The sequence below is a fragment of the Paenibacillus popilliae ATCC 14706 genome (genome assembly GCF_000315235.1).
In the GTDB taxonomy this organism is placed as follows: domain Bacteria; phylum Bacillota; class Bacilli; order Paenibacillales; family Paenibacillaceae; genus Paenibacillus_B; species Paenibacillus_B popilliae.
In genome coordinates this window covers 1-3,636 of the sequence record NZ_BALG01000089.1, presented here as the reverse complement: position 1 = coordinate 3,636, position 3,636 = coordinate 1, and the positions used below count along the sequence as shown (strand labels likewise).

The 3,636-nt window shown below is 50.0% G+C and carries 4 protein-coding genes and 1 pseudogene; 1 reads left to right on the top strand and 4 read right to left on the bottom strand.

Translation table 11 applies throughout. The features are described 5' to 3' along the window. A pseudogene (locus PPOP_RS20330) lies at positions 1-262 on the top strand (hypothetical protein); the annotation flags it as partial. Positions 263-288: 26 nt separating this feature from the next. On the opposite strand, the gene PPOP_RS08350 reads toward PPOP_RS20330, so the two are convergent. The 4 genes from PPOP_RS08350 to PPOP_RS08335 form a co-directional block, all read right to left on the bottom strand. Then, positions 289-1,362: an RNA-directed DNA polymerase gene (locus PPOP_RS08350; protein ID WP_234399737.1), complete on the bottom strand. Its 1,074-nt coding sequence runs from the start codon at positions 1,360-1,362 to the stop codon at positions 289-291. 323 nt (positions 1,363-1,685) lie between these two features. Next, on the bottom strand, positions 1,686-2,021 hold the full coding sequence (gene avd / locus PPOP_RS08345) for a diversity-generating retroelement protein Avd (RefSeq protein WP_006285768.1): 336 nt from the start codon (positions 2,019-2,021) through the stop codon (positions 1,686-1,688). Positions 2,022-2,097: 76 nt separating this feature from the next. Beyond that, complete coding sequence (locus PPOP_RS08340; RefSeq protein WP_006285767.1) at positions 2,098-3,063, bottom strand: SUMF1/EgtB/PvdO family nonheme iron enzyme; 966 nt, start codon at positions 3,061-3,063, stop codon at positions 2,098-2,100. Continuing rightward, on the bottom strand, positions 3,063-3,440 hold the full coding sequence (locus tag PPOP_RS08335; RefSeq protein ID WP_006285766.1) for a hypothetical protein: 378 nt from the start codon (positions 3,438-3,440) through the stop codon (positions 3,063-3,065). Before PPOP_RS08335 ends, PPOP_RS08340 begins: the two co-directional genes overlap by 1 nt. Positions 3,441-3,636 lie beyond the last annotated feature (196 nt).

The window sequence follows — 3,636 nt, the reverse complement described above, 5'->3', positions numbered from 1 at the left end:
CTTTCGGGTAGGGAACTCCAGCGACGCATTCAGCGAAGTGCGCGACTACACAGAAATGAAAATTCGAACGCTACTGACCAGAAGGAAACGGAGATGAAAAAGTAGCATCGGATGGCGGAGATGGAGTAACGAATACCTATATGGCGTTCTGGGGCTATACTGGGACTGGAAACGGGCCTACAGCACCGCGCCAGTCCTTTACCCGACAGCGCGGCCAGAAGTTTTGGCGTACATAGCCAACACCATTCTCCACTTTCTGTAGCCGCGCAAAATTTTTGGCAAACTTTCTCAAGATTTTTGGCAAAAATGCGCAGCTTTTTCGGGGTTCCCCTTAGTGAATACGGCGCGTTTAAAAAGTCGTTTGCGGAGGTTGTACGTGTCGGCATGTTTTAGGTATCCGATGTACGACTGGATCGCCGAATTCACTTCATCCAGCGACTTGTCGCCCCTCGCGTATGCCCGTTGCATGAACTTCAATCCGCCCTTTATTTTCCGCACCGTGCCTTTCCTGATCTTTCTGTGTGTTGCCCAAACGCGATACCCGCAAAACTCCACGCCTGTATGAATGGGCCGAATGGCCGTCTTGTTGTTGAGTGTTAACCGGAGCTTTTCTTCCAGGAATCTTTCAATGTCCTTTCTTGCCTGATGCAGCGCCTCCTTGCTGAGGTGCAAAGCGACGATGTCGTCCATGTATCTAATATAACATTTAAGGCCGAGCTGGTGCTTTGCGAATTGATCCAGCTCGTTTAGGTATAGGTTGGCGAACAGTTGGCTGGATAGATTCCCAATGGGCATTCCGATGCCCTCGATCCTGCCTTGCTCAAAGCCGTGATCTCCAAGCGGTATGCCGAAATCAGTATGTTCGGACCGCACGATTTTTTCGAGCAGCCACACCAAATCAGGATCATCGAATTTCCTGCCCAGGATGGACAACAGCACGTCATGATCAACTCTATAGAAGTATTTCGATATGTCCAACTTCAGGTAATATGCCTTGCCATGCTGCCGCCAAAGCCTGCGCAGCCAGTATTGCATTCTGTCCGCCGCCCTCTGAACACCTTTGCCCTTACGGCATGCGTATGAATCAAAAATGAACTGCCGGTTCAGGAGCGGCTCTATGACGCGATATACAGCCCACTGAACGACGCGGTCCCGGAATGGCAAAGCCATGATCAGGCGCTTTTTCGGCTCCCACACATAGAATTCACGATACCGCCCGATCTCATATGTTTTATGGATAAGCTCGTTCTGGATCGTGATTAAATGTTCTTCCAGGTTCCGGGTAAACTTCAGCACGTCAGGCCGGTAACGTTTCAACTTCGCTGCATTTCGGTAGGCAGCTTCCAGATTTTCAAATGACACGATTTGCTCGAATAAATCGGTATATGCTTTCAAGTCACTTCCTCCTTTATGGAGTTGATCGAGCGTGTCAGGCTGTCCGCTAGACTTCTCGACATTTCATGTATTTTGCCTTTCAGCAGGGGGACGGGTCCCTTTTCCCCGTGTTCTGGACGAAGTCCCATAGGACTTCGACTTCTGACGTTTGGGAAGAGCGGAGCGGAAGCCAATGTTCGAATTCGAGTTCGACCGCGCGTTGTTCAGGTTGAGCGCGAAAACCCCGGCATTGGAGCCATTGTTCCAATTGCCGCCGCGAATCGGGAGTTATCGACCCGGCCCCCAGTGAATCATTGCTTGATACTCTTCTGCCAGCCGCCGATCATACGGCCTATTTCACTTAGCATTTTCGCCCAGTTCTCATATTTATTAAATGGAAGGAATCCCAAATCCCTAGCTAACCGCGTATAGTATCGCAGTGTGTCCAGTTCGACATCCAAGTCTTGAATGGCTGTCTTCTTGTAATACCTTCTGTTGGCCGTGATCATGAGCCTGATCAGTCCCATCATACATTGCTTCGTTTCAGCAACCAGTGTATGCTTTTCTGACTTCGGGTATTGGCGCAAGCAAATGTATCCATATTGAACCATGTCATAGCACTTCTGAAGGATTTTCAGTTCTTCCATTTTGCACACCTTTCTATAAAAAGCAGGGGCCTGCTCTCGCAGGCCCTAGCAGATATTCAGATAGCCAGATTGCAGATTACGAAATAAAAGCGGAGCGGAAGCCAAGGTTCGAATGCGAGTACGACCGCGCGTGGTTCAGGTTGAGCGCGAAAACCCCGGCAGCGGAGCCATTGCCCCAATTGCCGCCGCGAATCGGGAGACGTTCGTTTGTCGCATCAAACCAGTACACATCCAGTCCATAGTCCGCCGAACCGGCGCCGTTTGAAGTAGCAAGAATGCCTAACGCATCCCATACCATTCTCGGAGTGTTCGGAATAGCACCTGTTCGCATGGTCAATATTTTGTTTCCGCTGCTCATACCGGTTGTGATATTGACACCGGTATTTACCCAGGCCGTTTCTGCATCGCCGAAGTTGTTGTCGTTCATTACGTATGCGATGCCGTCAACGATCTTCAGCCCTTGAACCCATTCCCAAATGTTCCCGTTCAGGTCATAGATGCCGTTAGGCGTTCCATCGTGTGCCCAAGAAGCGGGACCCGAACCTGTGGCGACACGTCCTGTATGCTCTGCATCGGATTTGTGCGTTTCTTTTCCGCGCTCATATGCAGCAGAATGATCAGCGCCATAGTTGTTGTTGCCACGTGGTTGGAATCCGTTTGCCTTGCACCATAAGGCGATAGCTGCCCATTCCGCATTCGTCATAAGATGCCAGCCAGGGCCTTTCGCCTCGCATACCGATTTTGCGGTGTCATATTGGATCGAAGTCCTTGGGTCCTGTCCTGGGATGGAGTAAGCCCGGTTGTCATGCAAAATATTTTGATACTTACTGATCCAGATTTCCGATTTAACAACACCATTGACGATGAAAGCAGGGTGCGGAGTGTTTGCGCCGCCGGAAATCACGTCCGAAATATTAAATCTCGGCACCATGACCATGATCGAGGGATTTCCTTTATCGTCATACATAACGGTGTTCTTTCCGTTGGTAGCAGCTTCAACCGCTTGGCGGTATGCGTCTTTTACGCTCAATACGAACGGCATTATTCACTCACCTCTTCGTTAGATTCTTCCGGGATCGACTCCTGGTTATAAGCCTGCGGCAATCCCCATAAGCGCAACTCCACCCGGTTCGTGTCCAGCGGCAGCCCGATTTCGGTCATGATCTCGTTTTCGTCTTCGTCCAGCTCGCCTGTCGGAGTCAGTTGGCGTTGACGGGGAGGGATGACGATTGTCGCCACATACCAAGCTCCTAGCCCTTCGGCCATTGTTTGGAGCTGGTTGTCCAGGCAGACGTTAACCACGTTTTGAACCGATTGCTGACGTTCCTGAAGATCAATCGCAACCGTTCCGACAGTCAGCACCGTTCCCGACACGCTATAAGGAGCTTTTTGTCCTTGAGATACTTCGGAAATAATCATTTGCTTGTCCTCCTATACTCTCGGGTTAATCAAAGTCCATATGAATACAACTACCATTGCCGATCCAGTCATTTTAACCTTGAACCCGTTTTGGGTTTTATCATATGACGGATTGTCAAGCCAAGTGCGACAGTTCTTCTGAGAAGGATTCGTGAGCAGTCTTCCAGCCCAAACATTTTCGTGGTCGTTGATTGAT